21 protein-coding genes and 3 pseudogenes are annotated in these 25,731 nt (G+C 58.9%); 16 read left to right on the plus strand and 8 right to left on the minus strand.

The annotated features are described in order from the left end of the window. Window positions 1–146 precede the first annotated feature (146 nt). The 5 genes from fni to EC915_RS17785 are packed head-to-tail and all read left to right on the plus strand — an operon-like array spanning window position 147 to window position 6,118. Window positions 147–1,202, plus strand: a complete 1,056-nt coding sequence (gene fni / locus EC915_RS17765) for a type 2 isopentenyl-diphosphate Delta-isomerase (protein ID WP_133751826.1) — start codon at window positions 147–149, stop codon at window positions 1,200–1,202. After that, window positions 1,199–2,473, plus strand: coding sequence for a glycosyltransferase (locus EC915_RS17770; protein ID WP_133751827.1), 1,275 nt, complete (start codon window positions 1,199–1,201; stop codon window positions 2,471–2,473). The genes fni and EC915_RS17770 overlap by 4 nt, the downstream gene beginning before the upstream one ends. Further along, complete coding sequence (gene crtY, locus EC915_RS17775) at window positions 2,470–3,636, plus strand: lycopene beta-cyclase CrtY (RefSeq protein ID WP_133751828.1); 1,167 nt, start codon at window positions 2,470–2,472, stop codon at window positions 3,634–3,636. The genes EC915_RS17770 and crtY overlap by 4 nt, the downstream gene beginning before the upstream one ends. Beyond that, window positions 3,633–5,123 (plus strand): phytoene desaturase, encoded by a 1,491-nt coding sequence (locus EC915_RS17780; protein ID WP_133751829.1) that lies wholly within the window; start codon window positions 3,633–3,635, stop codon window positions 5,121–5,123. The genes crtY and EC915_RS17780 overlap by 4 nt, the downstream gene beginning before the upstream one ends. Further along, entirely contained in the window at window positions 5,120–6,118 is a 999-nt protein-coding gene (locus tag EC915_RS17785) for a phytoene/squalene synthase family protein (RefSeq protein WP_133751830.1), read from the plus strand. The genes EC915_RS17780 and EC915_RS17785 overlap by 4 nt, the downstream gene beginning before the upstream one ends. Here the strand turns inward: EC915_RS17785 and EC915_RS17790 are convergent. From EC915_RS17790 to EC915_RS17805, 4 genes are all read right to left on the minus strand, one after another. Beyond that, window positions 6,003–6,539: a sterol desaturase family protein gene (locus EC915_RS17790; RefSeq protein WP_133751831.1), complete on the minus strand. Its 537-nt coding sequence runs from the start codon at window positions 6,537–6,539 to the stop codon at window positions 6,003–6,005. The genes EC915_RS17785 and EC915_RS17790 overlap by 116 nt on opposite strands. 23 nt (window positions 6,540–6,562) lie before the next feature. After that, window positions 6,563–7,090 (minus strand): hypothetical protein, encoded by a 528-nt coding sequence (locus EC915_RS17795; protein WP_256658768.1) that lies wholly within the window; start codon window positions 7,088–7,090, stop codon window positions 6,563–6,565. 232 nt (window positions 7,091–7,322) lie between these two features. Then, complete coding sequence (locus tag EC915_RS17800) at window positions 7,323–8,675, minus strand: APC family permease (RefSeq protein ID WP_166651018.1); 1,353 nt, start codon at window positions 8,673–8,675, stop codon at window positions 7,323–7,325. Between the two features lie 128 nt (window positions 8,676–8,803). Next, the gene (locus EC915_RS17805; RefSeq protein ID WP_133751832.1) at window positions 8,804–9,310 is read right to left on the minus strand and encodes a ferritin-like domain-containing protein; all 507 of its coding nucleotides are present in this window, start codon (window positions 9,308–9,310) and stop codon (window positions 8,804–8,806) included. Between the two features lie 1,298 nt (window positions 9,311–10,608). Between EC915_RS17805 and EC915_RS25685 the strand changes: the two genes are divergently transcribed. The 4 genes and pseudogenes from EC915_RS25685 to EC915_RS17820 form a co-directional block, all read left to right on the plus strand. Then, the gene (locus tag EC915_RS25685; RefSeq protein WP_372237921.1) at window positions 10,609–11,322 is read left to right on the plus strand and encodes a methyl-accepting chemotaxis protein; all 714 of its coding nucleotides are present in this window, start codon (window positions 10,609–10,611) and stop codon (window positions 11,320–11,322) included. 611 nt (window positions 11,323–11,933) lie between these two features. After that, window positions 11,934–12,677 (plus strand): annotated as a pseudogene (locus EC915_RS25690) (PAS domain-containing protein); the annotation flags it as partial. A 96-nt stretch (window positions 12,678–12,773) separates the two neighbouring features. After that, window positions 12,774–13,208, plus strand: a pseudogene (locus tag EC915_RS25695) (methyl-accepting chemotaxis protein); the annotation flags it as partial. A gap of 156 nt (window positions 13,209–13,364) precedes the next feature. After that, window positions 13,365–13,571, plus strand: a pseudogene (locus tag EC915_RS17820) (DUF1275 family protein); the annotation flags it as partial. Between the two features lie 298 nt (window positions 13,572–13,869). On the opposite strand, the gene EC915_RS17825 reads toward EC915_RS17820, so the two are convergent. The 3 genes from EC915_RS17825 to galE all read right to left on the minus strand — a co-directional run bounded on the left by EC915_RS17825 (window position 13,870) and on the right by galE (window position 16,532). Then, window positions 13,870–14,085, minus strand: coding sequence for a PLD nuclease N-terminal domain-containing protein (locus EC915_RS17825; RefSeq protein WP_372237922.1), 216 nt, complete (start codon window positions 14,083–14,085; stop codon window positions 13,870–13,872). Window positions 14,086–14,117: 32 nt separating this feature from the next. Further along, a complete protein-coding gene (locus tag EC915_RS17830) occupies window positions 14,118–15,341 on the minus strand; it encodes a zinc-dependent alcohol dehydrogenase (protein WP_133751836.1) in 1,224 nt (407 codons plus the stop codon). 114 nt (window positions 15,342–15,455) lie between these two features. Next, on the minus strand, window positions 15,456–16,532 hold the full coding sequence (gene galE, locus EC915_RS17835) for a UDP-glucose 4-epimerase GalE (RefSeq protein ID WP_133751837.1): 1,077 nt from the start codon (window positions 16,530–16,532) through the stop codon (window positions 15,456–15,458). 322 nt (window positions 16,533–16,854) lie between these two features. Here galE and EC915_RS17840 point away from each other — a divergent pair, with 322 nt between their 5' ends. The 5 genes from EC915_RS17840 to nadA all read left to right on the plus strand — a co-directional run bounded on the left by EC915_RS17840 (window position 16,855) and on the right by nadA (window position 22,617). Further along, window positions 16,855–18,024: a glycosyltransferase family 1 protein gene (locus EC915_RS17840; RefSeq protein ID WP_133751838.1), complete on the plus strand. Its 1,170-nt coding sequence runs from the start codon at window positions 16,855–16,857 to the stop codon at window positions 18,022–18,024. Further along, window positions 18,012–19,205, plus strand: coding sequence for a UDP-galactopyranose mutase (glf, locus tag EC915_RS17845; protein ID WP_133751839.1), 1,194 nt, complete (start codon window positions 18,012–18,014; stop codon window positions 19,203–19,205). The genes EC915_RS17840 and glf overlap by 13 nt, the downstream gene beginning before the upstream one ends. Window positions 19,206–19,237: 32 nt before the next feature. Beyond that, on the plus strand, window positions 19,238–20,362 hold the full coding sequence (locus EC915_RS17850; protein WP_133751870.1) for a beta-glucosidase: 1,125 nt from the start codon (window positions 19,238–19,240) through the stop codon (window positions 20,360–20,362). A gap of 193 nt (window positions 20,363–20,555) precedes the next feature. After that, window positions 20,556–21,230, plus strand: a complete 675-nt coding sequence (locus tag EC915_RS17855) for an HAD family phosphatase (RefSeq protein ID WP_133751840.1) — start codon at window positions 20,556–20,558, stop codon at window positions 21,228–21,230. A 328-nt stretch (window positions 21,231–21,558) separates the two neighbouring features. Then, entirely contained in the window at window positions 21,559–22,617 is a 1,059-nt protein-coding gene (gene nadA / locus EC915_RS17860; RefSeq protein WP_133751841.1) for a quinolinate synthase NadA, read from the plus strand. Between the two features lie 124 nt (window positions 22,618–22,741). Here nadA and EC915_RS17865 read toward each other — a convergent pair whose 3' ends face one another. Beyond that, entirely contained in the window at window positions 22,742–24,175 is a 1,434-nt protein-coding gene (locus EC915_RS17865) for a M48 family metalloprotease (RefSeq protein WP_133751842.1), read from the minus strand. Window positions 24,176–24,322: 147 nt separating this feature from the next. Here EC915_RS17865 and EC915_RS17870 point away from each other — a divergent pair, with 147 nt between their 5' ends. Further along, window positions 24,323–24,574 (plus strand): sulfurtransferase TusA family protein, encoded by a 252-nt coding sequence (locus tag EC915_RS17870; RefSeq protein ID WP_133751843.1) that lies wholly within the window; start codon window positions 24,323–24,325, stop codon window positions 24,572–24,574. Between the two features lie 31 nt (window positions 24,575–24,605). Continuing rightward, a complete protein-coding gene (locus EC915_RS17875; RefSeq protein WP_133751844.1) occupies window positions 24,606–25,676 on the plus strand; it encodes an AI-2E family transporter in 1,071 nt (356 codons plus the stop codon). Window positions 25,677–25,731 lie beyond the last annotated feature (55 nt).

Consider the following 25,731-nt stretch of genomic DNA (forward strand, 5'->3'; position numbering starts at 1 on the left):
CAGAAACGTGGAACGACTCCGTATGTCTGGTGCCTCAGCCTCAGCAATCTTGTACAAAAGCTGTGTTGATTGCCATAGTTGTACAACTTTGCTCAGCTAAATGACCACGCTCGGCATGAAATGATTCAAGCAATCTGGGGCTTGTAATGAGTGAAAGCGATCTGAGTCGACGCAAGGACGATCACCTGAATATCGTGTTGGACAGGCGTGCAGGCGGTCAGGGTGCTGCAACCGGGTTCGATGCGCTGCAGTTCGAGCACTGTGCCTTACCTGAGCTGGACCTGGACGCGGTCGATCTTCGAAGTGCTCTGGCCGGCAAGTCACTGCACGCCCCATTGCTGATCAGCTCCATGACCGGCGGCGTGGACCGCTCGTCTGCCATCAACCGCCACCTGGCTGAAGCGGCTCAAGCGCTGGGCATTGCCATGGGCGTCGGTTCGCAACGGGTAGGCCTCAGGAGCGGCAATGACCAGGGGTTGACCCGCGAGTTGCGTCGTCTGGCGCCTGATGTGCCGCTGCTGGGCAATATCGGCGCCGCTCAACTGTTGGAGCATGACGGTCTGGACCTCGCGCGTCGCTCGGTGGACTCGCTGCAGGCTGATGCGCTGATCATCCATCTCAATCCCCTGCAGGAAGCCGTGCAGCCAGGCGGTGACAGGAATTGGCGCGGAGTACTGGAGGCCATACGGCGTACGGTTGAGACGGTCGGGGTGCCGGTTATCGTAAAAGAAGTCGGAGCCGGGATATCGTCACAGGTTGCGCTGGCGCTGGTACAGGCAGGGGTGCAGGTGATCGACGTCGCAGGCCTGGGCGGCACAAGCTGGGCGGCGGTCGAGGCCGAGCGCGCGGTACGTCCCGGCGACCGCGAAGTGGCTATGGCGTTCAGGAACTGGGGCATCCCCACGGCGACCAGTCTCAAGATGGTTCGCCAGGCGCTTCCTGACGTGACCCTGATCGCTTCCGGCGGCATCCGTAACGGCGTCGACGCGGCCAAGGCTATCTGTCTGGGAGCCGACCTGGTGGGACAGGCAGCAGGCGTGCTGCGTGATGCGACGCTGTCGACGGCCGCTGTCATCGAGCATTTCGACGTGGTGATCAGACAATTGCGGATTGCCTGCTTCTGCACCGGTTCGGCTGATCTCGCCGCATTGCGAAAGGCGCGTCTGTTGTCCACCGAACCGTCACTCCTGACCCGCCCATGAGTCATTTCGGCGTCGTTGCCCCTGCTTTTTATAGCCATTTCCAGGCATTTCATGCACTGGCATCAGAGCTGATCGAGCGCGGTCACCACGTTACCTTTTTTCAACAGGCCGATGCCCGGCGCTGGTTGACGGACCCGCGCATCGGGTTTCACGCCCTCGGCGCCCTGAGTCATCCGCCCGGCAGCCTTGAGCTATCGTTGCAGCGGGCTGCCTGTTCGAACAACCCCTTGCGCTTGCGTGGCGTGATCCGTGATTTGTGTGCGACCACTCAGATGCTCTGCAGCGAACTGCCAGCTGCGCTGAACCAAAGAGGGGTCGATGCGTTGCTCTGCGATCAAATGGAAGCCGCCGGCGGTTTGGTAGCACAAGCCATGGGCCTGCCATTCATTTCCGTAGCCTGCGCACTCCCGGTCAACCGCGAGCCTGGGGTTCCGCTGGCCGTGATGCCATTTGCGTACAGCCAGGACGCGCGCAGCCTAAGAATGTATGAAGGCAGCCAGCAGGTGTACGACTGGCTGATGCGCCCACAGCGCGAGGTTATCCGTGAGGCGTGTCGGCAGTTCGCCCTCGAGCCGCGTGATGGGCTTGATCAATGTCTGTCGCCCTACGCGCAGATCAGTCAGACCGTTGAAGGGTTCGACCTGCCGCGGACTCGCTTGCCAGCCACCTTTCATGCAGTAGGCCCGTTGCGCACGCCGACGCAGTCTGTAGAGGGCGAGTTGGCCCTCGATCCTGAGCGCCCGTTCGTGTTTGCCAGCCTGGGTACGTTGCAGGGTGGACGCATGGGCATCTTTCGTCAGGTGGCCAAGGCATGCATACGCTTGAAAGCGCAATTGCTGGTAGCGCACTGCGGCGGACTCAATGTGACGCAGGAAGCCGAACTCAAGCGCAAGGGGGCGACGTGGGTCACGGATTTCGCGCCCCAGCAGTGGGCACTCGCAAACGCCGATGCGGTGGTGACTCACGGCGGCCTCAATACCGTGATGGATGCGATCCAGGCCCGAACGCCGATGCTGGTCATGCCGATTGGTTTCGATCAGCCCGGTGTCGCCGCGCGGGTCAGCCATGCGGGCGTGGGGCTGAAGTTGAGCCGCCGGGCCGGGGCTGGACAGATCCACGACGCACTGGCGCACCTGCTGAAATTTCCGCTTGAGCCCCTGCATCGACTCGCCGCAGCGCTGGAGCAGGCCGGTGGAACCCGGCGCGCTGCGGACATTGTTGAAAGGGTCGTGCGCACGGGCGAGCCGGTAGTGGCGAGTGACGTCTCATGAAATACGACCTGATTCTCGCCGGTGGCGGCCTGGCCAACGGGCTGATTGCCTGGCGACTCAAACAGCTGAGACCCAAGTTGCGGGTTCTGTGTGTTGAAGAGCAGTCGATTATCGGAGGCAACCACACCTGGTCGTTTCACGATGGCGACCTGAGCGCAGCGCAGCACCAATGGCTCAGCCCGCTGGTGGTGCACAGATGGCCTTGCTATGACGTGCATTTCCCGGACCGTTCGCGTCGACTCACCTCAGGTTACGCCAGCGTTACCTGCGAACGCTTCGCGCAAATCATCACGCCGGCGCTGGGTAATGACTTGCGTACAGGGCAATCCATCGCGCAGGTCAACCCGCGCTCGGTAGTGCTGACCAGTGGCGAGCGCCTTGAAGCCGATGCCGTTATCGACGGCCGTGGCATCAGGGACAGCAAGCATCTGGTGCTGGGACATCAGGCGTTTCTGGGCCAAGTGTTGCAGCTACAGGCACCGCATGGGCTGGACGGCCCGATCATCATGGATGCGCGGGTGGCACAAGGGGAGGGTTATCGCTTCGTCTACATTCTGCCGTTTTCAGCGGACACCGTCCTGGTTGAAGACACTCATTACGTGGATCATCACGCGCTCTCTGCCGAGCAGCTACGCACCCATATCAGCGAGTACGTGCATGAACAGGGATGGGCTGTCACTGCCTGTTTGCGCGAAGAAGAGGGCGTGTTGCCGATCACCCTTGCAGGCGATTTTGCCGAATTCTGGAACGAAGCGCCGGGACAGCCCCGTTCAGGACTGCGCGCCGGTTTGTTCCACTGCACCACCGGGTATTCATTGCCCCATGCCGTGCGTCTGGCTGACTGGATTGCGCTGCAAAAGGATCTTCGTGCCGACTCATTGGCGCAAGGCATGCGTGAGTTTGCTCATCAGGCATGGCGCGGCCAACGCTTCTATCGCCTGCTCAACCGCATGCTGTTTCTGGCAGGGCGACCCCGGAATCGCTGGCAGGTCATGCAGCGATTCTATGGGTTGTCCGATGGGCTGATCAGCCGCTTTTATGCCGGCGACAGCAACCTTGCAGACAAGCTGCGCGTGGTCTCGGGCAAGCCGCCGGTGCCGGTCAACGAGGCCCTTCGTGCCATGCTCCGTTACCTGCCTGGACATTACGAGAACCAAGAATGACTGACGCGAAAAAAGCCATTGTGATTGGCGCAGGGTTTGGCGGGCTGGCGCTGGCCATCAGGCTCCAGGCCGCAGGCATCCAGACGACGTTGCTGGAAAAGCGTGACAAGCCCGGTGGCCGCGCTTACGTGTATCAGGACCAGGGGTTCACGTTTGATGCGGGGCCAACGGTTATTACCGACCCCACCGCCATCGAGGAGCTATTCACGGCTGCGGGCAAGTCGATGCGCGACTATGTCGAGCTGCTGCCGGTGTCGCCGTTCTACCAGCTGTGCTGGGAAGACGGTTCGCGCTTCGATTACGCCAATGATCAGGCGTCTCTGGATCGTCAGATCGCCACGTTCAACCCAAGCGACGTCGCAGGCTACCAACGATTCCTGGCCTACTCGAAAGCGGTGTTTCGCGAGGGTTATCTGAAGCTGGGGGCTGTGCCTTTTCTGTCGTTTCGCGACATGATCCAGGCCGGCCCGCAGCTCGCTCGTCTGCAGGCCTGGCGCAGTGTCTATTCGATGGTTTCGCGGTTCATTGAAGACGATAAGCTGCGCCAGGCGTTTTCCTTTCACTCATTGCTGGTGGGCGGAAATCCGTTCTCGACATCCTCGATCTACACCTTGATCCATGCCCTGGAGCGAGAGTGGGGGGTTTGGTTTCCCAAAGGGGGGACGGGCGCGCTGGTCAATGCGCTGGTCAAACTGTTCGAAGACATTGGCGGTCGTTTTGAACTCAATGCAGATGTCGCCAGCATCGAGGTTGAGGCCGGCAAAGCCACAGGGGTACGTCTGGCGGGCGGTCGGCAACTCCTGGCCGACAGCGTCGCTTCAAATGCCGATGTGGTGCATACCTACGCCAAATTACTCGGCGGGCACCCAAGGGGCGTGCAGGAAAGCGCCCGGCTCAAAGGCAAGCGCTTCAGCAACTCGCTGTTCGTCATTCACTTTGGTCTCAAGCGCCCGCAGCCGCAATTGCAGCATCACACGGTGTGCTTCGGGCCACGCTATCGCGCGCTGATTCAGGAGATCTTCAAGGGTCAGGCATTGGCCGAGGACTTTTCCCTGTACCTGCATGCGCCTAGCGTGACCGATCCGAGCCTGGCGCCAGACGGCTGCTCCAGTCATTACGTGCTGTCGCCGGTGCCGCACCTTGGCAACGCAGCCATTGATTGGGCGACAGAGGGGCCGCGTTATCGAGACCGAATTTTCGCCTACCTGGAAAAACACTACATACCGGGCCTGCGCGATGACCTGGTGACCAATCGCATTTTCACGCCTGACGATTTTCGCAGTGAGTTGAATGCCCATCTCGGGTCGGCGTTTTCTCTCGAACCGATCCTCACCCAAAGCGCCTGGTTCCGTCCGCACAACCGCGATGCGAATCTGAGTAACCTGTATCTGGTGGGCGCAGGCACTCATCCGGGAGCCGGGGTGCCGGGTGTCATTGGCTCGGCAAAAGCCACGGCGGGCTTGATGGTGGAGGATTTGCACCAGTGAGCGCAGTCGGGGTTAACGATCAGCAGTTGCTCGATCACGCGACCCGCAGCATTGCTGTCGGCTCGAAAAGCTTTGCGGCGGCCTCGCGTCTGTTCGACCCGGCCACTCGCCGCAGTGCGGTGATGCTCTATGCCTGGTGTCGGCATTGTGACGACGTGATCGATGGGCAGGAAGCGGGGCACTCGGCGACGGTCATCGGGCAGGACGAGGTCAATCAGCGTCTTGCGGGACTAGTGGCGCAGACTCACGCAGTCTATGCAGGGCTTGCGGTTGAGAACGAGGCATTCGCAGCGTTTCGTGAAGTGGTGATTGAGCACCAGATTCAAGAGACCTATGCGCTGGAGCACCTGTCCGGCTTTGCGATGGATGTCCAGCAACGGCGCTACGAATCCATTGAAGACACGCTGGATTATTGCTACCACGTTGCGGGCGTGGTCGGGCTGATGATGGCCCAGGTCATGGGCGCAAGCGATGAGCGCACACTGGATCGCGCCTGTGACCTGGGAATGGGCTTTCAACTGACCAATATCGCCCGCGACATCGTCGAGGACGCCAGCGTAGGCCGTTGTTATCTGCCGCGCGCGTGGCTGGCCGAGTTCTCGATTCCGCAGCAGGGCCTTGACCAGATTCAGTATCGCGACTCGTTGGCCGTGCTCGCCCGGCGACTCGTGAACATGGCGGAGCCGTTTTACGCGAGCGCGCAGGCAGGTTTGACCGCATTGCCGTGGCGCTCAGCCTGGGCGGTGGCGACGGCCAGCGGTGTGTACCGAGAAATCGGCATCAATGTCAGCAAGCGCGGGGCAAACGCCTGGGATACCCGGGTCTCGACCTCGAAGCTCGACAAGGTTCGCCTGGTGCTCGCCGGGTTGTGGCGCGCCGTTATTTCCCGTGGTCGTCAATGGCCGCCGCGCCCGGCTGACCTGTGGCAACGTCCCCTTCACGGTTGTTCAGCGACCCACCATGCAGTTCGCGCAGCTGACCCCGAAGCCGAGTGATGGACGGGGCATAGAGAAAACCGAAAGAGACGCAACGCTCTTTTCCAGAGACGGCATGATGCATCCGGTGAGCTTGATAAAGGCGTTTGAGATAGCCGTGCCTGGGCACGAACCTGAACGGCCAGCGCTTGTGCACAAGCCCATCGTGCACCAGGAAATACACGACTCCGTAAGCCGTCATGCCAGCGCCAACCCACTCTAACGGATGCACGCCTTGGGTCCCGAGGGCAATCAGCAGGATCGCGAACGCGGCGAACACCGCAGCGTACAGATCATTTTTCTCGAACCAGCCGGTTCCGGGTTCGTGATGGGAGCGATGCCAGCCCCAGCCCCAGCCGTGCATCATATATTTATGGGCAAACCAGGCGAAGCCCTCCATTCCCAGGAACGTCGCGAAAAATACCAAAGCGTTAACCATCATTCAGGGGGCCTGCCCATTGTGCGTCAATCCCATCCTAGCTTTTTGATTTCGCGCCGATAAGGCGTGTCTATCTGTTCAGGCACCTGTTCCATGTAGGATTTGGCGTGTTCCAGCGTGTCACCGTCCAGCGAGATGAGGTAGGCCAGTACATCATCCAGCGACGGAATCAACCCTTCGTTGTCGTCAAACCGAGGCGGCAGGGCAGTCCAGATCACTGCATCCAGCTGCCGATCCGCAGCCCACTTTCCGAGCAGGCCGACGGTTGAACTGTTGATGGTGAAAATGCCCACGCCATCTGAGCGCTCCGCAGGGATTTGCTCGCGCACGCGCAGCGCTCGCACTGCTTCATCCAGAGACTCTGTCGCCAGCATCGCCCACAGCACCTGACACGCAGGCGCATTCAGGCAAATCGCTGTTGCCAGCTCGCCCCCATCACCTACCCGGGAAAACTCGATCGGAAGTTCCGGACCATCATTAAACCAGTGCGAAGCGACCGGCAGCACACCCGGCTTCCAGATCAACGATCCCCACCCAAGACATGCAATCTTCATGATTTTTTCCTTTGAAAATGGAGGCGCCCATTAGCGCAATGAGCGTGCGGGTGGGTGCAACGTGGGGCGACACCCCGCAGGGGTGGCATCGCCGTTTTCTCAGGCCATGAATTGCTTCGCACTGCCTGATACAGAAGGGAGAGAAAGCTTGACGCCGAGTTCCTCGTATTTGTGAAGCTATCTGACCAGTCGTCTGCAAAGCAGCTCAATAGGCAGATCTTGCAGCACAGGCTCAGCCTTCCGACTCACCGGGTGCCTGGAAGTTATCGTTGGTGACCGGACGTAAACCGCCGGCACGGGTCAGGGCATACATCAGCACACCGACCAGCAGCATGGCGCCTGCTCTCAGCCAGGTATCCGCGGTCTGCTGGGTCAGCAGCAGAAGGCATGAGGCGATGGCGAGCACGGGAACCCAGGTCGGGACCCGAAAATGCTTGGCTTCCACCACATCCCGGCGCAGCACCAGAACTGCCAGATTGGTACTGATGAACACGAACAGCAGGAGCAACACCACCGTCTGCGCCAGGGTTGCCAGTGAGCCGGTCAGGGTAAGCACTATTGCCACGGCAGTGGTGGCGAGAATCGCTACCCACGGGGTGCGGCGCTGCGGCAGAACCCTCGACAGGGCCTGCGGCAGAAGGCCTTGTCGCGCCATCCCGTAGGCCAGTCTGCTGGACATGATCATCGTCAACAATGCGCCATTGGCCACGGCGACCAGCGCAATAAAGGCAAACAGCAATGGCGGGATGCCCAAGCCTGAGGCCTTCACCACTTCCAGCAGTGGCGCTGAGGAGGTAGCCAGACGCTCCACCGGCATGACCGCCGCGGCAGCGATTGCGACTGCCATGTAGATCGCACCAGCGATCAGCAATGCCCCAAACAGCGCACGGGGATAGGTCTTGCGCACATCCCGGATCTCTTCGGCCAGGTTGGCTGAAGTCTCGAACCCGACGTAGGAATAGAAGGCCAGCAGTGCAGCGCTGAGCACGGCGAGCGTAGGGTTGATCCCCGCCTTGAACTCCAGCGCCCGTCCAATATCGGCATGCCCGCTGCGAAAAAACCAAGCGCCAGCGAGCACGACGAGCAGCAGGCCCGAGACCTCTATGACAGTCATCACCACATTCGCCGTCAGCGATTCCTTGATCCCTCGCGCGTTGAGCAGGGCGATGATCACCAGGAACACCAATGCTGCGATATTCGGCGAGATATCGATGAACGGAGCCAGGTAGTCGCCAGCGAAGGCCACTGACAGTCCCGCCGCGCTGGTGACGCCCGCAGCGAGCATGCAAAAGCCGACCAGAAAAGAGAGAAGGGGAGAATTGAACGCTTTACCGGCGAAGACTGCTGAAGCGCCAGCATGCGGGTATTTGGTCACCAGTTCGGCATACGAGCCAGCTGTCAGCAGCGCAAAGCACAATGCAATCAGCAGGGGAACCCAGACCGCCCCTCCTACCTCGCCGGCAATGGTGCCCGCCAGTGCATATACCCCTGCGCCCAATACGTCGCCCAAAATAAACAGCAGCAGCATGGGGCCGTTCACTGCACGCTTCAACGCGTTGCTCGGCTGATGCTCCGATGATTTCATGTCCTGCTCCCTGATGGCCGCGGCGGGCGGCATGTTGCTAAAACGTCCTGCTCAAAAAAACAGCCCGCGCAAGGCACGGGCTGTCGAGAGAATCTACACGTTCGTGTTTAACGAACGGGTTTATTCCCTCAGGCCTTCTTTTTTGTCAGGGTCGCAGCTTGATTACCGCCTTGCTCGGCAATGGCCGACAATTTCTCATCTGCCCCTTTTTCTTCTGCAAGGGTTGCTGTTAGAAGTGCTGCGACGTCGTCTTTGCCGAGATGTTTAGCCATCGCGATCAATGTGCCGTAGGACGCTATCTCATAGTGCTCAACCTTCTGGCAGGCGCCGATGAGTGCTGCATCAAGCACTTCGCCCTTTTCGATTTCATCGAGAAGCTCTTTGCTCTCTTCAACCAGCCCTTCCATGGCTACACACTTCATTCGCTTGAGTTTGAAACCTGTTATTTCAACGATTTGATCAATACGCTCGATCTGGCCTTGAGTTTCCTCCAGATGCGATTTGAACGCCTCGGCAAGTGTGGGGTTAGTCGAAGCCCGTGCCAGCCTGGGTAATGCTTTAGTGATCTGTTTCTCTGCGCTGTATACGTCGGATAGCTCGTGGATAAACAGGTCTTCTATCGTAGTTCTGGCCATTTTTATTTATCTCGTCCGGTAACGTTTAGGGGATTGCTGACCTGATATTCAACTGCTGCCAGCCAGTTACTCGACCTAACGTCAGCGCGTTGCGTTCAAGTTATCCACTTTGCTGCCGACGGAAGGTGGGTGTGGCGCGTTAATGCAATCATTGGAAGTGATCAGTTGGATCCATTTCCAGCACGCTTCCTCTGTGGATGTCGGGCAGTTGCAAGGACGGTAATTGATTAACGGCTTGAAAAGTCCATTGGTCAATTCTATCGCCACGAGCGCAAATATAGATTGGGCTCGACAGGAACCAACCGGTATCTTTGCGCACAGATGATGGCCTATTGATACATCCTCCGTACCTCCTGAGACTTATCATGAAAAAACCAATATCACTTGCTGCGCGCATCGGTCTCGGTTACGCGATGGTTGTATCGCTGCTGGTGCTCATCACCGCTGTGGGCATTCAGCGCGTTGGGCTGATGGACTCCACCCTGACCAACGTCAGCGCCAACGCGGCAAAAATACAGCGCTACGCGATCAATTTTCGTGGGAGCGTGCACAACCGCGCGATTTCCATTCGTGACGCGGTGCTGGTCACCGGTGATGCCGATCTTGAGCGTCATTTGGCCGAGATCAAACACCTGGAACAGGTGTATGTCGACTCCGCCGCACCGATGGACCAGATAATGAGGGGCGCGAACGCCAGCACTCATGAGCAGCAATTGCTGCAGGCCATCAAGGACATCGAGAAAGACACGCTGGCCTCGACCCAACACGTGATCGAACTTCGCCGCAGCGGCAACATCGCGCAGGCCCAGACACTGTTGCTCAGCCAGACCTCCGCGCTTTATGGCGAGTGGCTCAAGCGCGTTAATCTGCTGATTGATTTCGAGGAAGGCTCGATCAGATCGCAGCTTGACCTGGTGCAGAAAACCGCAGGCCATTTCAGTGGGCTCATGCTGGTGGCAACGGCCATTGCGTTACTGCTGAGCCTAGGGCTGTCGGTATTCACCATCCGCTTTGTCAAATCCACGCTGGGGGCCGAACCTGCCGAGGTTGCCCGAGCGATCGAACAGCTGGCGGCGGGCAATCTGCACCAGTCCATCGTCACGAAGTACCCGGCCAGCGTTATGGGGGTGCTGAAAACCGCCCTTGATCAATTGGCGCAAACCGTTACGCAGGTCCGTTTCGCCGCACAAGAGGTCAATCTTTCCTCGGAGGAGCTGTCGAGGGTTTCTGGCGCAAACAATGAGCGGATCAACGCGCAGTCCTACGAGGCCGAGCAGATTTCCACGGCTATCACGCAGATGGCCGCGACCGTCGCTGAAGTGTCGGGTTATGCATCGCAGGCGGCTCAAGCCACCCGTCAAGCCCATGAAGAGGTCAGTAGCGGCAATCTTCTGGTTGCACAAACGGCGAAAGCGATCGAAGAGCTGGCCGAAACCCTGGCAGACACCACCTCTACGGTAGAGCAGGTGGCCAGGCACAGCGAGCAGATTGACAAGGTCGTCGGGGTCATCAACTCGATTGCTGCCCAGACCAACCTGCTGGCGCTCAATGCTGCCATTGAAGCCGCGCGCGCCGGTGAATACGGTCGCGGCTTCGCAGTGGTGGCCGATGAAGTCCGGTCACTGGCGACTCGCACCCAGCAGTCGACCGAGGAAATCCGCGAAATGATCAGCACCTTGCAGGAGGGCACCGAGGCCGCTGCCCAGACCATGCGAGGCAGCTGTGAACTGGCCAGCCGTACGGTGGATCAGACGCGCAACGCACAATCTTCGCTGTCGAAAATCAGCCGCGTGGTGGGCGAGATCAATCAAATGAATGCGCAGATAGCCAGTGCTGCCATCCAGCAGAAAACCGTGGCTGAGGACGTCGCGCAAAACGTCAGCCGCATCCACGATTCGACCCTTCACTCGGCCACAGGCTCGCTGCAGATAGCTTCTGCGAGTCAGGAACTGACCGCGCTGGCCGACCGCCTGACGCAACGAGTAGCGATCTTTCAGGTAGCAGCCTCATAGTGTGAGGGGCGTGCGCAAGCGCCTTTGTAGCGGTCAGGATCGAGCGGTCTTGCCGCCAAACTCCGGTACGCTTCTGTCTCGTCGGCTTTCTCCTCCACTGTGTATCGTGGGCCGACCACCCTAGGCGGCTTAACTACCGGAGAACGTGCATGCTTGCTGAACTGACGTCTGCGCATCGGTTGCTCTGGGTGGAGGAGCGGTGCGCGATTGCGGAAATAGAAGCCACTACCAACGTCCTGAAGCTCGCACTCTGCGTACTCGACTCCGATCCGATCCGGTCACGTTCGAGGATGAAGATCTGCGTGAAGCACTGGGTCTGTTTACCCGGCTAGGTTGTGTTTTCTATGCCAATCTGACGCAGGCACTGCCTGAACCTGAGACCATTTGCTGATTCTGCCTGCACCCTGACGCGCCGAATCCGGTTCTCGATGGCGTGGCGTCTTCCTTATTCAGCCAGAAATTAGCGGCTGTGCACGTTTTCACTACTCAGTCATGCGAAGGGTTTTGGACTGGCTAAACTTGTGGCGTAACGCGCCGACACAACGTTAGCGGTTCCCCTTACAGGCAGGACTGAAATGTTCAGTAGAAAACTCAAAGCCCAGCTTAATGGAATGGAAGCGGAGCTCGTTTCGCTACGTCGTCTGCAGGAGGCATTCTCCTCGGAAATGGTGTCAATTACCGTCGACTCCGATTTCAGGCTTGCCGAGGTCAACGAAAAGTTCTGCACTGCGATCGGTTATGAGGCTGCCGCGTTAGTCGGTAAGCCCATGATTGATATAGTCCCGGGTTACGTTTCCTCTCTTCCTTGCTTCAGAAACCTCAAATCCGCGAGCTCCAAAGGCGTGGCTGTAACGGACGACTATCGGTTCATACACAAGAATGGCTCGCTGATCTGGTTACACGCGACCTGGTCGCCGATAAAGGACGATGCGGGCAACGTGCTGTACATGAAATGCCTCGCCACTGACGTGACCGTTGCTATTAATAAAGCCCGGGAAAACGAAGCGTTCATCAATGCGCTTTTACGTTCTACCGCGATTATCGAATTTGATCTCGAAGGCAAAGTACTCAACGCCAACGACGCTTTCCTGCAGGTGATGGGCTACAAGCTTGATCAAATCAAGAACAAGCATCACAGCATCTTCTGCGACCCTAAATACGCTTCTTCGAGTGAATACGCCGCTTTTTGGAAAACCCTGAACACCGGGGAATACGTTGCCGATCGTTTCAAGCGCCTGGACAGCCACGGTCGAGAGATCTGGCTGGAGGCTACCTATAATCCGGTTCACGATACCCAGGGGCACCTCTATAAGGTCGTCAAGTTCGCGACGGAAATTACCGACCAGGTTCGTCGGGAAGAAGAGATAAACGTCGCCGCAGGCACTGCCTACGAAGTCTCTCAGCAAACCGACGTTTGCGCTCAGCGCGGCGCCGTCGTCATTAAGGATACTGTGCAGACCATGACCGAGATTGCAGATCAGATGCTTTCTGCTTCATCCGGGATGGAGGCGCTTGGCAAGCAATCGCTGCTGATCAGCACCATCGTTCAGACCATTGGCGGCATTGCGCAGCAGACCAATCTTTTGGCATTGAACGCGGCCATTGAGGCAGCCCGGGCAGGTGAGCAGGGGCGAGGGTTTGCGGTCGTCGCTGATGAAGTGCGCCAGCTGGCGGGACGAACCAGCACGGCGACCGAAGAGATTGTTGCCGTGGTACAGCAGAATCAGAAACTCGTCGACGAAACGGTACGAGACATGGGCAATAGCCGGGCGCACGCCGAGCACGGGCTGTCCTTGGCCAACCAGGCCGGCAGTGTGATTGTGGAAATCCAGGAAGGCGCGCGCCAGGTTGTTGGGGCGGTGGAGCGATTCACGCATCATTTGTGAGCCCCAGCGCCGGCGCTTATGCGTTGATCCGGTTGAAATGCAGGCGCTGTGCCGCAGCGTCTGTCTTTAACGGTGGCCTGCTCGGTTCAGCAATTCATACCGAGCTCGGCCTGGCTCCCATTCATTCGAACCGGCGAGGTAGAGGTGCTACCCGAAATTGTAGATGTCAGCGCTGAATCAAGGCGTGAAGCCCTGCTCCAGGGACGCGTCGGGCTCTGCCTGGTGGCTGGCCTTTCATTCGTCGCTGGAATGACCGACGCCATAGGTTTCATGTCTACAGGTGATGTTGTCTCTTTTATGAGTGGCAACACGACGCGCCTGGCAGTGTCCCTGCATTACGACGGCTACGGTCGCTCTACACGTGGTGCGTTCTACCATCACTTTCAGACCAAGACGCAGGTCTACAGCGAATCCATCGCACACGCCGGAATACTGGGCAGAGCGTATCTGGAACTTGTCGCGACGCTCATCGGTGGTGTTGCCTAGCAAGAGCGCTGGACATTGAGGCGCTTGCCGCTGGCTGCTTGCCGCGCAGGAGGCCAAGCGCTGCTCGACGATGCGAGCCCAGGGTAATGCGAAGAGAGAGGGTGCTGCCGAAGGCGATTGAATCGTTTTACGAGAAGGAATGCCGCACCTGGTGGTGCGGCTGTGTCCCTCGACTCTAGCCCTTGCTGTGCTCGTCGGAGGAGGGCGGTTCGGCGATGCCGCGGGGGCCAGCGATGCCCCAGATAGCGACGCCGATGACAGGTAGCACCAGTATCAGCACGGTCCATCCCAGCTTGGTTGCTTGCGTGCGTGTGGTTCGCCAGATGCTGGCAATGGCCCACAGATCGAGAACCAGCACGATCACAGCGGCCGCTACCCAGAACACGGTCATCTCCATATCATTCGCCTCTGCATGCAGGTTCGTTACAACGCCGGTACGCCGTCGAAAGCTTGCGGTTCCAGGGCCGGGATTGCACTGCTGCCTGGCGTCAGAATGACCTTGCGACAATCTTCCTGTTTCTTGTCAAAAATCTTGTAACCCTCAGCCGCCTGCTCCAGCGACATGCGGTGACTGATGATGACCTCGGGAGACAGGTCGCCCTTTTCGATATGCTCCAGCAGTTCGGGCAGAAAGCGCTGCACGTGGGTTTGTCCCATCTTGAAGGTCAGCCCCTTGTCGAAGGCGTCCCCGAACAGGAAACCGTGGATGAAGCCGGCGTAGACGCCCGGAACACTGACCGTTCCGCCGCGGCGAACGGCAGCAATGCACTGACGCAAGGCTTTACCGCTGCTGCCTTCAAGCTTGAGCGTTGCCAGAACGGTCTCGGTGGTGCTGCCCTTGGCTTCGAAACCTACGGCATCGACTACCCCGTCAACCCCGCGCATGCCTGGCGTCTGGCGAATGATCGTGTCAGCCGGATCATCATCTTCATCGAAGTTGATCGAAATGACCCCGTAGGTACGTTGGGCGTAATCGAGGCGGTATGGGTGATGATCGACCATGAAGATGCGTGTGGCGCCGAGCATCTTGGCGACGGCTGCGCAGAGAAGGCCAACCGGGCCTGCGCCATAAATCGCGATGCTCGAACCTGGGCCGATTCCGGTGTTGGTCACCGCTTGATAGGCCGTCGGCAAAATGTCCGAGAGAAACAGGACTTTTTCGTCAGCCAGTGTGCCGGGCACCTTGAACGGGCCAATGTTGGCTTTCGGTACGCGTACATACTCGGCTTGGCCACCGGGTATGCCGCCGTAGAGATGGCTGAAACCAAACAGCGCCGCGCCTGGCGGTATGGCCTTCTTGTTCATGATGGCGCCGCGCCCGGTATTCGTGGTTTCGCAGGCTGCATAAAGGTTCATCTGACAGAAAAAACAGTCGCCGCAGGCAATCACGAAAGGAATGACAACGCGATCACCCTTCTTCACAGCGGTCACCCCCGTGCCGGCCTCTTCTACGATACCCATGAACTCGTGGCCGAAGATATCGCCATGCTCGACAGTCGGAATCTTGCCCCGGTACAGGTGCAGATCCGATCCGCAGATGGCGGTGGCGGTCACGCGCAGAATAATGTCATCCGCTTCTTCAATGACGGGATCGGCGACGGTGTCGACTTTGACGTCGTGAACGCCGTGATAGGTAAGTGCTCTCATCTTGGTTCTCCGGTTTTTATGGATGACTACTCAGCGGAGTTGTCGGCGAGGTTTTTAGTTCACGGCGTCTGACCGCCGTAGCATTGATTAAGAAAAAAACGGTGGATGGAGGGTTCATATCGATAGCGATCCAGCGCTCGTTGTCAGACTCGGCGTGCCGGTAATGACAGGTAACAGCACCTCTGCGGCATCACGCCGATAGCTCATCTGCCAGCGCCAGGCATCGTCCAGCATGCAGTCGAGTGAGCGATGGGCTCTCCAGCCAAGTTCTTTCGACGCTTTCACGGGATCGGCCCAGCACTGGGCGATATCCCCTGCGCGTCGCGGCTTGAATGCCAAGGGCACAGCAACGCCGCTGACCCGCTCGAACGCCTTGACCACCTCAAGTACCGAATGTCCCAACCCGGTGCCCAGGTTCCAGATGTGAAGACCCTGGGCGCATCTCAATGCTTGCAGCGCTTTGATATGACCCTCGGCCAAATCCATCACATGGATGTAGTCGCGAATACCGGTGCCATCAGGCGTTTGGTAATCACTGCCGAAAACAGACAGGGAAGGGCGTTGGCCGCTTGCCACCTGAAGCAGATAGGGCAACAGATTATTGGGCATCAGCGCAGGCATTTCCCCGACCTGACCCGAGTCATGCGCACCGATCGGGTTGAAGTAGCGCAACAAGGCCACGGACCAGCGCGGGTCGGCCTCCGCCATGCTTTTCATGACATTTTCAGCCATCAGTTTGGACTGCCCGTAGGGGCTGGAAGGGTGGCCGGTGCGGCACCGTTCGTTAATGGGCATTATCGCGCAATCGTCATAGACGGTGGCCGATGAGCTGAACACCAATGTGAAAACGCCGGCACCCGCCATCGCCTGGCAAAGGGTCAAGGTGCCGCCCAGATTGGTGTCGTAGTACCTCAGAGGTTCCCGAACGCTCTCACCCACAGCCTTTAGCCCGGCGCAATGGATCACCGCATCGATTGGATAGCGCTTGAACAGATGATCAAGTGTCTTGCGATGTCGAACATCCCCCTCGATGAATGCAGGTGCCTTGCCTGCCACGCGGACAATCCGTTGGAGTGTGGAACGTGAACTGTTGCAAAGATTATCGAGGATGACGACGTCTTCGCCGCCGCTCATCAGTTCAAGGACCAGATGGGTACCGATGTACCCCATGCCGCCGGTGATCAAAATCATTGCAGTCTCCGTTTACCCGTTGGCTCGGCGACTGCGAACTGCCGGATGTGCTGATTCGTCCTGTACCCGATGGGCGATATCAGCGCTTATGCATTAGGGCGCTATGCTGATTCAGGAGTTCAAGCGAAATGCTCGCTGGTAGACGCTTCATCGGTTTTTTCGGCCAGCGTATTGAACGGGGTGTGAAGCTAAAGCCTCAAACGTTTTGAAGTGTTACCTCGTGAAGCTCGATCACGCGGCGACATTTGCAGCACACGAGTGCCGTCGAAGCCTGGGTAATGTGGGTTTCAGTCTCGATTCCATCCCTGATAAGGAATTCGATATGAACCTTGCAACCCAGCCGTCACAACTCCTTCCCGAGCGTATTAACGCAGGCTCCGTGCAGGCGACATTGGCCAGACCCACGCTGCTGTGCTTGTCACATCTGCGCTGGGGCTTTGTGTATCAACGTCCGCAGCACGTCATGTCCCACCTTTCGACGCACTACGACGTGCTTTTTTTCGAGGAGCCAATATTCACTGATGCTCCGCAGCAGCGGCTTGAAGTGTCTTCGCCTGTCCCGGGCATTACCTTGCTGGTGCCCCACCTGCCTCACGGGCTGCATCCGCAGCAAATCGCCGATGCGCAACGCGTGCTGCTCGATGAATATCTGAAGCAGCATGCCGCGAGTGAGCTACTGCTGTGGTACCTGACGCCGATGAGCCTGATCTTCACCGAGCATCTAAAGGCGAGCGTCACTATTTTCGATTGCATGGACGAGCTCTCGGCCTTTAAGGGCGCTCCTCCGGATCTGCTGGAGAAAGAGCGGCAGCTCATGGCCAGGGCCGATGTGGTTTTCACGGGCGGACACAGCCTGTGGGAGGCCAAGCGCGAACAACACGGCAACGCTTACTCGCTGCCCAGCAGTGTCGACATTGCGCATTTCGCTACAGCCCGCCAGACGTTGCCCGAGCCTGCGGATCAGGCGGGTATCGGCCATCCACGACTGGGTTTTTTCGGCGTGATCGATGAGCGCTTCGATATCGCCCTTGTTGACGAACTGGCAGCGCAGCGGCCGGATTGGCAGGTGGTCATTATTGGCCCGGTGGTGAAGATCGATCCCGGCTCCCTCCCGCGTAGACCGAACATTCATTACCTGGGTGGCAAGGGTTATCCGCAATTGCCCGCCTATCTGTCAGGCTGGGATGTGACGCTCATGCCGTTTGCCATTAACGAATCCACACGGTTTATCAGCCCGACCAAGACCCCGGAATACCTGGCGGGTGGATGCCCTGTGGTGTCCACGCCGGTGCGCGATGTCGTTCGGGGTTACGGCGACAGTGGCGTGGTGACCATCGCTGAATCTGCTGGCGAGTTCATCCTGGCAATCGAGGCGGCCCTGATTGCCAGACAGGATGATGACTTTCTGCCGCGCATAGACAGGGTGCTTGAGGGCATGTCCTGGGATGCGACCTGCTCGGCGATGAGGGGGCACATCGAATGCCTGCGATAACACTGGAGGAGGCTATTGACGGGCCTTCGCACCTGCATGACAACCAGCCCTACGATTATTTGATCGTCGGAGCGGGCTTCGCTGGCAGTGTCATCGCCGAGCGTCTGGCAGCGGGGCTGGGGCAGAACGTTCTGCTGATCGACAGGCGCGAACACATCGCTGGCAACGCCTACGATTGCAAGGACGCAGCGGGAATCATGATCCATCGCTACGGTCCGCATATCTTTCATACCAACGCCCAGCGAATTGTCGATTATCTGTCGCAATTTACCGAGTGGCGCCCCTACGAGCATCGGGTATTGGCGAGCGTTGATGAGCATCTGGTGCCGATACCGATCAACCTGACCACGCTGAACGAGCTGTTCGGTCTGTCGATGAACGAAGAACAGGCGCAAGCGTTCCTCGCCAGTCGTGCCGAGCCTGTGGCGAATATCCGTACCTCCGAAGACGTGGTGATCAACCAGATCGGACGCGAGCTGTACGAGAAGTTCTTCCGCGGCTACACCCGCAAACAGTGGGGGCTCGATCCCTCGGAGCTGGACAGGTCGGTGACGTCTCGCGTGCCGACGCGAACCAACACTGATGACCGTTACTTCACTGACACCTTCCAGATGATGCCTGCGCAGGGCTACACGCACATGTTCGAGCAAATGCTGGATCATTCGCGTATCGATCTGCTGCTCGCCACCGACTTCAATGTGGTGCGGGACCGGGTGCAGTACAAACAGTTGATTTATTGCGGTCCTATCGATGAGTTCTTCGATCACTGCTTTGGCAAACTGCCGTATCGGTCGCTGCGCTTCCAGCACGAAACGCTGCCTCAAACGCAGCTGCAGGATGTAGCGGTAGTGAATTTCCCCGATCCTGCCGTGCCCCATACGCGCATTACCGAATACAAGCACCTGACGGGACAGATTCACGCCCACACCAGCATCAGCTATGAATTTCCCTGTGCCGAAGGCGAGCCCTATTACCCGATTCCCCGTCCTGAGAATGCCGAGTTGTACAAGCGCTACAACACGCTGGCCGACAACACGCCAGGCGTGACTTTTCTCGGTCGGCTAGGCACCTACAAGTACTACAACATGGATCAGGTGGTGGGTCAGGCACTGGCGCTCTATCAACGGATCGAGGCTGAACTGCAAGGCAATCCCCGTGCCGTCAAGCTGGAGGCCGGGTGACCTGCGGGCAGTACGACGAGCGGACGGCGGCGATGGGAGGCGGGGGCACATCCGGATCAGGCGTGTTCAACTCCTTTCTGATGGCAGGTTACGAATGCGCGACTCAACGCCGACCGGACGGTCGGCGTCTCGACCTGCAGCACGCGACCGGGCATGCCCGTTGGGTGGACAACGACTATCGCCAGCTCGCCGGACTCGGCATTGCCTGCGCGCGTGACGGGCTGCGTTGGCATTTGATCGAATCGCGACCGGGGCATTACGACTGGAGCAGTTTCCTGCCGCTGTTGCACGCCGCCCGAGATCACGGCATTCAGGTGATCTGGGATCTTTGCCACTACGGCTATCCCGACGGACTGGACATCTGGAAGCCAGAGTTCGTTGAACGATTTGCCCGATTCGCAGCAGCCGTCGCCAGGCTAATGGTCGAGGAGGGCGTGGTCGGCCCGATTTACTCGCCGGTGAACGAGATTTCGTTTTGGAGTTGGGCGGGCGGGGAGGTGGGTTATTTCAACCCTTGCGCGCATGGGCGAGGGCAGGAGCTTAAGCATCAATTGGTGCGGGCCTCCATCGCGGCAATCGACGCCATCCGTCAGCACGCGCCTGATGCTCGCTTCGTTCAATGCGAGCCGCTGATCCATGTGATTGCTGGCTCAAGTCGTGCGCACGAGATCGCCAGAGCCGAAGGCTATCGACTGTCGCAGTTCGAGGCCTGGGATCTGCTGGCGGGGCGCCAATGGCCCGGGTTGGGAGGTCGCGAGGATTGCCTGGATGTCATCGGCGCGAATTTCTATCCGCACAATCAGTGGTTTCTCAATGCCGGCAAGGTACTCAAGGGCGACCCGCATTTTCGCCCGCTGGCGGGCATGCTGGCGGAAGTCCATCAGCGTTATCGGCGTCCGGTGCTGCTCTCGGAAACAGGGGCCGAAGGTGATGACCGGGTGCCTTGGCTGAATTACGTCACCAGTCAGCTGGCGTTGGCAAGCACGCGCGGAGTATCCATCGAAGGGTTGTGCTGGTATCCGTTTCTGGATTATCCGGGCTGGGACGACGGTCGATATTGTCCGGCAGGGGTCTTCGGTTACGCCGATGGTGAAGGCAGCCGCGCTTCCTGTCATCCGTTGCACCGGGCCATGCAATTACTCGGTGCCGTGAAGTAGCCGGTGGTATCGAAGCCGTTTCAAGATGCAGGGCCAAGCGAACTGCGTGACCTTTCATCGGTTTATTTGCACACAACACGAACGGCGGTCCCATGCAGCCAGTCCGTCAGCCGTACCTTTGAACATCAGTGCTCGTCGCCCCGAATCGAGTTGTTTTTAAGAACGGGGCGATGATTCACCCACGGAGAGTTCCATGCGCCAGAAAACCTCGTTCATCTTTGACCTGGACGGCACCCTGACCGACAGCGTTTACCAGAATGTCGCTGCCTGGAAGGAGGCCCTTGACTCTGAGCAAATTCCTTTGGCGATGTGGCGTATCCACCGCAAGATCGGCATGAGCGGCGGGCTGATGCTCAAGTCCCTGTCTCGTGAAACGGGTCAGGCCATCAGCGAAGACCAGGCCAAAAAACTCAGCGACAAACACGCTGAGGCCTATGACCGGCTTCAACATCAGATCACCGCGCTGCCTGGCGCGGTCGAACTGCTCAATGAACTCAGCCGCAGCGGCCTGCAATGGTGCATCGCCACAAGCGGGGGTAGCGACACCGCACACATCAATCTCAAGGCTCTGGGCCTGAAGGCCGAAGAGATCAAGCTCATCACCCGCGACGACGTCAAATACGGCAAGCCTGACCCGGACCTGTTCCTGGCAGCCGCCGAGCGCATGGGCGTACCCATTGAAGACTGCCTGGTGATCGGCGATGCCATCTGGGACATGCTCGCGGCCCGCCGCTGCAAGGCGACCGGCATCGGTCTGCTGTCCGGCGGTTACGACATCGGCGAGCTTGAGCGCGCCGGTGCATTGAGGGTGTATGAGGATGCAGCGGATTTGCTCGCTCATCTGGACGAGATCGCTTCCCGGCCTTGAGAGAGCGTGTAGCCAGCGCCAATGCGGCCTGTGCCGATGAAACCGAGGGGTGCAATACGCCTTGGCTTACGAGTGGCCGTCGGTAAGTGATTGCTCAACAAGCCACGTGATACATTCGCGCCGCTTCGCCAGAGCCCTTGTCCGGTGTCCTTGAAACGATGACCCGGCAAGGGAGAACCACGCGGCGAACTCCTTATTGATATGCGCGCTACGATGCGCATACAGGGCCGGAAACTTCATTACCGTGAGGGTTTGCGGCTTCATTCGTTGCCTGCAGCCCAGGTGTAAACACGACGTTCGCGCTTACGCGCTTTCAGGTCTTGCGAACATGACTCAGATTTCCGAACGCCTTCTGGTACAAGCGCACCTGGACGCCCAGCAGGCCAAACCGCTGGGCCCTGAAGAGGAGGCCGAATACCGCCGTCTGATCGCTGCCGAACTTAAGGCTCAGGACGCAGTACTGGTCGCTCATTATTATTGCGATCCGGTGATTCAAGCATTGGCGGAAGAAACCGGCGGCTGCGTTTCCGACTCCCTGGAAATGGCCCGCTTCGGCAGGGACCATTCATCCCGGACCGTGCTGGTCGCCGGCGTCCGTTTCATGGGTGAAACCGCGAAGATTCTGACGCCTGAGAAGCGCATTCTGATGCCAACCCTTGAAGCGACGTGCTCGCTGGATTTGGGCTGCAGTGTCGAAGCGTTCACTGCGTTCTGCGACCTGCACCCCGAGCGAACCGTGGTGGTTTATGCCAATACGTCTGCCGCAGTGAAGGCGCGCGCCGATTGGGTCGTGACCTCAAGCTGCGCGCTGGAGATCGTCGAAAGCCTTATGGACAATGGCGAGAAGATCATCTGGGGGCCGGATAAACATCTGGGTCGTTACGTCCAGCGTGCAACCGGTGCCGACATGCTGCTGTGGGATGGCGCGTGCATCGTGCATGAGGAATTCAAGTCCCGGCAGTTGGAGGACATGAAAGCGCTGTACCCGGATGCAGCCATTCTGGTGCATCCCGAGTCTCCCGAATCGGTGATCGATCTGGCCGATGCCGTGGGCTCCACCAGCCAGTTGATCAATGCCGCACAGACGCTACCGAACAGCACGTTCATCGTGGCCACCGATCGCGGTATTTTCTACAAGATGCAGCAGTTGTGCCCGGACAAGATCTTTATCGAAGCCCCGACTGCTGGCAACGGCGCCGCCTGCCGCAGTTGCGCGCACTGCCCGTGGATGGCCATGAATACGCTGGCGCGTACCCTGCAGTGCTTGCGTGAAGGGACCAATGAGATACTCGTCGACCCGGCAATCATTCCCCATGCCATACGACCTCTGCAGCGGATGCTGGATTTCACTCAGGCGGCGCGGTTGAAGCGCTCGGGAAATGCTTGAAAGCAGCGCCAAGCCTGGTGCCTCAAGCAAGAAAACGCCGTTTCACTGCGGTCGCTTTTGAGGCTTGAGGCTTGAGGCTTGAGGCTTGAGGCTTGAGGCTTGAGGGTCAAACTCGAAGCTGCTCCTAATTCATCATCTCTTTGACCGCCCGCTCCTGAGCAATGATTTCCTGCTGACGTGCGTCGATTCGCGAAGCCAGCTGAAAGTTGTTGTTCGCCCGACGCTTGGCGAATTCCAGCTGTTGCACCGCCTGTTTGAAATCGCCCATCAGCGCGAAATACTCGGCACGGGCCTGATGGGAGCCGATGGTGTTGCCAGCGAGCCCCCGGGTGTCGGCCACCTGATTCCAGATGTCGGGATCGTCCGGGCGGCTCTTGAGCAGGGTTTCCAGTGATTTCAAGGCTTCGGGGGCTTTGGACTGCTTGAGCAACACATCGACCCTGGCCTGATTCAGAGGGTAATCGTCCGGATAAAGCTCCAGCATCCGGTTAACCCGTTGCTGTGCATCGGGAAAGCGATTGTTGGTGATGTCCAGATTGATCGCCGCCAGATTGTAGGTGATGTTGTCCGGCGCCTTGTCCAGCAACGGCTTCAGGTTGTCGCGGGACTCGTTCAACTGCCCGGCTTTGGTTTGCGCAAGGACCAGGCCGTAGCGAGCAGCGTCGTTTTTCGGATTTTCGGTCAACTGGGCGCGGAAGCGTTTGGCAGCCATACCTGGAGTCTCTTCGTAGATCAGCGTGACCCGTGCGCGCATCAATTGATAGGCAAGGCTGTCTTCCTTGCCGCCCGGCTTGGCCTGTTCTGCGCGGTTACGCGTGTCGGCAATACGCGATTCGGTGACCGGGTGACTCATCAGGAACTCGGGTGGCTTGGCGTCATAACGGTACTGACGGGCCAGACGCTCGAACATGGTCGGCATGTTGCGCGGGTCGTAGCCCGCTTTTTCCAGATTGAGAATACCGATGCGGTCGGCCTCGGCTTCGTTCTGCCGCGAGAAGCGTGCCTGTTCCTGAATCGCCGCAGCCTGGGTACCGGCGATGGTCGCGATACCGGCGTCACCTGCTCCTGCTGCAGCCATGACGATACCGGCGAGCAGCGCGGCCATTACCGGCACCTGCATGCGTTGTTGCGCCTGAACGCCCCGGGCGAAGTGGCGTTGCGACAAGTGAGCCAGTTCGTGGGCGAGAACGGCGGCGTACTCGCCTTCGGTTTCGGCATGCAGGAACAGACCGCCGTTGACCCCGATGATCCCGCCGGGCGCCGCGAAGGCGTTGATTTCCGGCGTGTTGATCAGGATGAACTCCAGCCGGCGATCCTGCACCTGGCTGGTTTCGGCCAGGCGATAGACCGATGCTTCGACGAAGTCTTTGAGCTGCGCATCGGAGAGCTGAGGCACCTGCGCACGCAGCAGCCCCAGCCATGCACGGCCCAGGTCATGTTCCTGTTGCGGCGAAACGATGGACGAACTGGCGTCGCCGAGCGAAGGCAGGTCGTCTGCAAACGTCGGGGTCGCCAGCAGGCATGCAAGCGTCAGCAGTGTGGGGCGCAGAAAGTTCATGCACGAAACTCTGAGGCAGAAAGTCGTTACTGTAGCTGGCTCAATGGCTTGCTGACCAGAGTGGGGTATTCTTGCAAACTCGTACGAAGATTCTTCATCCAGCGGGCATTTTGTGTGCGATTGGATGTGCCTACCCGGAGAGAAACGATGTCTGACGCTGTAGGGCGCCCCGCGACGTGCGATGCCGAGCTGGACGCCAGTGGTCTAAATTGCCCGTTGCCGTTGCTCAAAGCCAAAATGGAACTCAATCGCCTGGCCAGCGGTGCAGTGCTTCAGGTGATCGCGACCGATGCCGGCTCACAGCGTGATTTCCACACTTTCGCCAGGCTGGCCGGGCATGCGTTGTTGCATGAAGAAGCCGTCGATGGCGTTTATCGGTATTGGTTACGCAAGGCCTGAGCGTTCACCCCTTCGTCTTAAAGGTTGATTGATGTTCAAAGTGCTTCGCGACTGGATACAGCGCTACTTCTCGGATGAGGAGGCCGTGGTGCTGGCGGTGTTGTTGGTTCTGGCTTTCACGATCGTCCTGACGCTGGGCGGCATGCTTGCCCCGGTCCTTGCAGGGCTGGTACTGGCATTTCTGATGCAGGGCTTGGTGGTCCAGCTCGAACGCTTGCACATGCCCGAAGGCGCTGCGGTAGGGGTGGTCTTTGCGCTGTTCATGGGCGCATTGGCGTTGTTTCTGCTGGTTCTTGTGCCGCTGCTCTGGCACCAATTGATCACGCTGTTCAACGAGCTGCCGGGGATGCTCGCCAAATGGCAGTCGCTCTTGTTGCTGCTGCCTGAGCGCTATCCGCATCTGGTGTCCGACGAGCAAGTGCTGCAGGCCATCGAAGCGGCCCGTGGCGAGATAGGCAAGTTCGGCCAATGGGCGCTGACGTTTTCGCTGTCGAGCCTGCCGCTGCTGGTCAACATGATGATCTATCTGGTGCTGGTGCCGATTCTGGTGTTCTTCTTCCTCAAGGACCGCCGGATGATTGGTCGCTGGGCCAGAGGTTATCTGCCGAAGGAACGTACGCTGATCACCCGCGTGGCCGAAGAAATGAACCGGCAGATCGCCAATTATATCCGCGGCAAAGTCATCGAGATCTTCATCTGCGGCGTCGTGACCTACATCGCGTTCGTGACGATGGGGCTGAACTACTCGGCGTTGCTGGCGATGCTGGTGGGGATTTCCGTCGTGGTGCCGTATGTGGGTGCCGTAGTGGTAACGGTGCCAGTGGCGCTGATCGCACTGTTTCAGTGGGGCTGGAGCGACCAGTTCATCTATTTGATGGCGGTCTACGGAATCATCCAGACGCTGGATGGCAACGTACTGGTGCCGCTGCTGTTCTCCCAGACCGTGAGCCTGCACCCGGTGGCAATCATTTGCGCAGTGCTTTTGTTTGGCGGCCTGTGGGGGTTCTGGGGAATCTTTTTCGCGATTCCGCTGGCGACGCTGTTCAAGGCGGTGCTGGATGCCTGGCCGAGAAACGAGCCGACGGTTGCGCCGTTGTTGTAGCGCGCAAGGCGGATTGATCGTTCCCACGCTTTGCGTGGGAACGCCGCATATGACG

Source organism: Pseudomonas sp. LP_7_YM (genome assembly GCF_004364435.1).
GTDB lineage: Bacteria > Pseudomonadota > Gammaproteobacteria > Pseudomonadales > Pseudomonadaceae > Aquipseudomonas.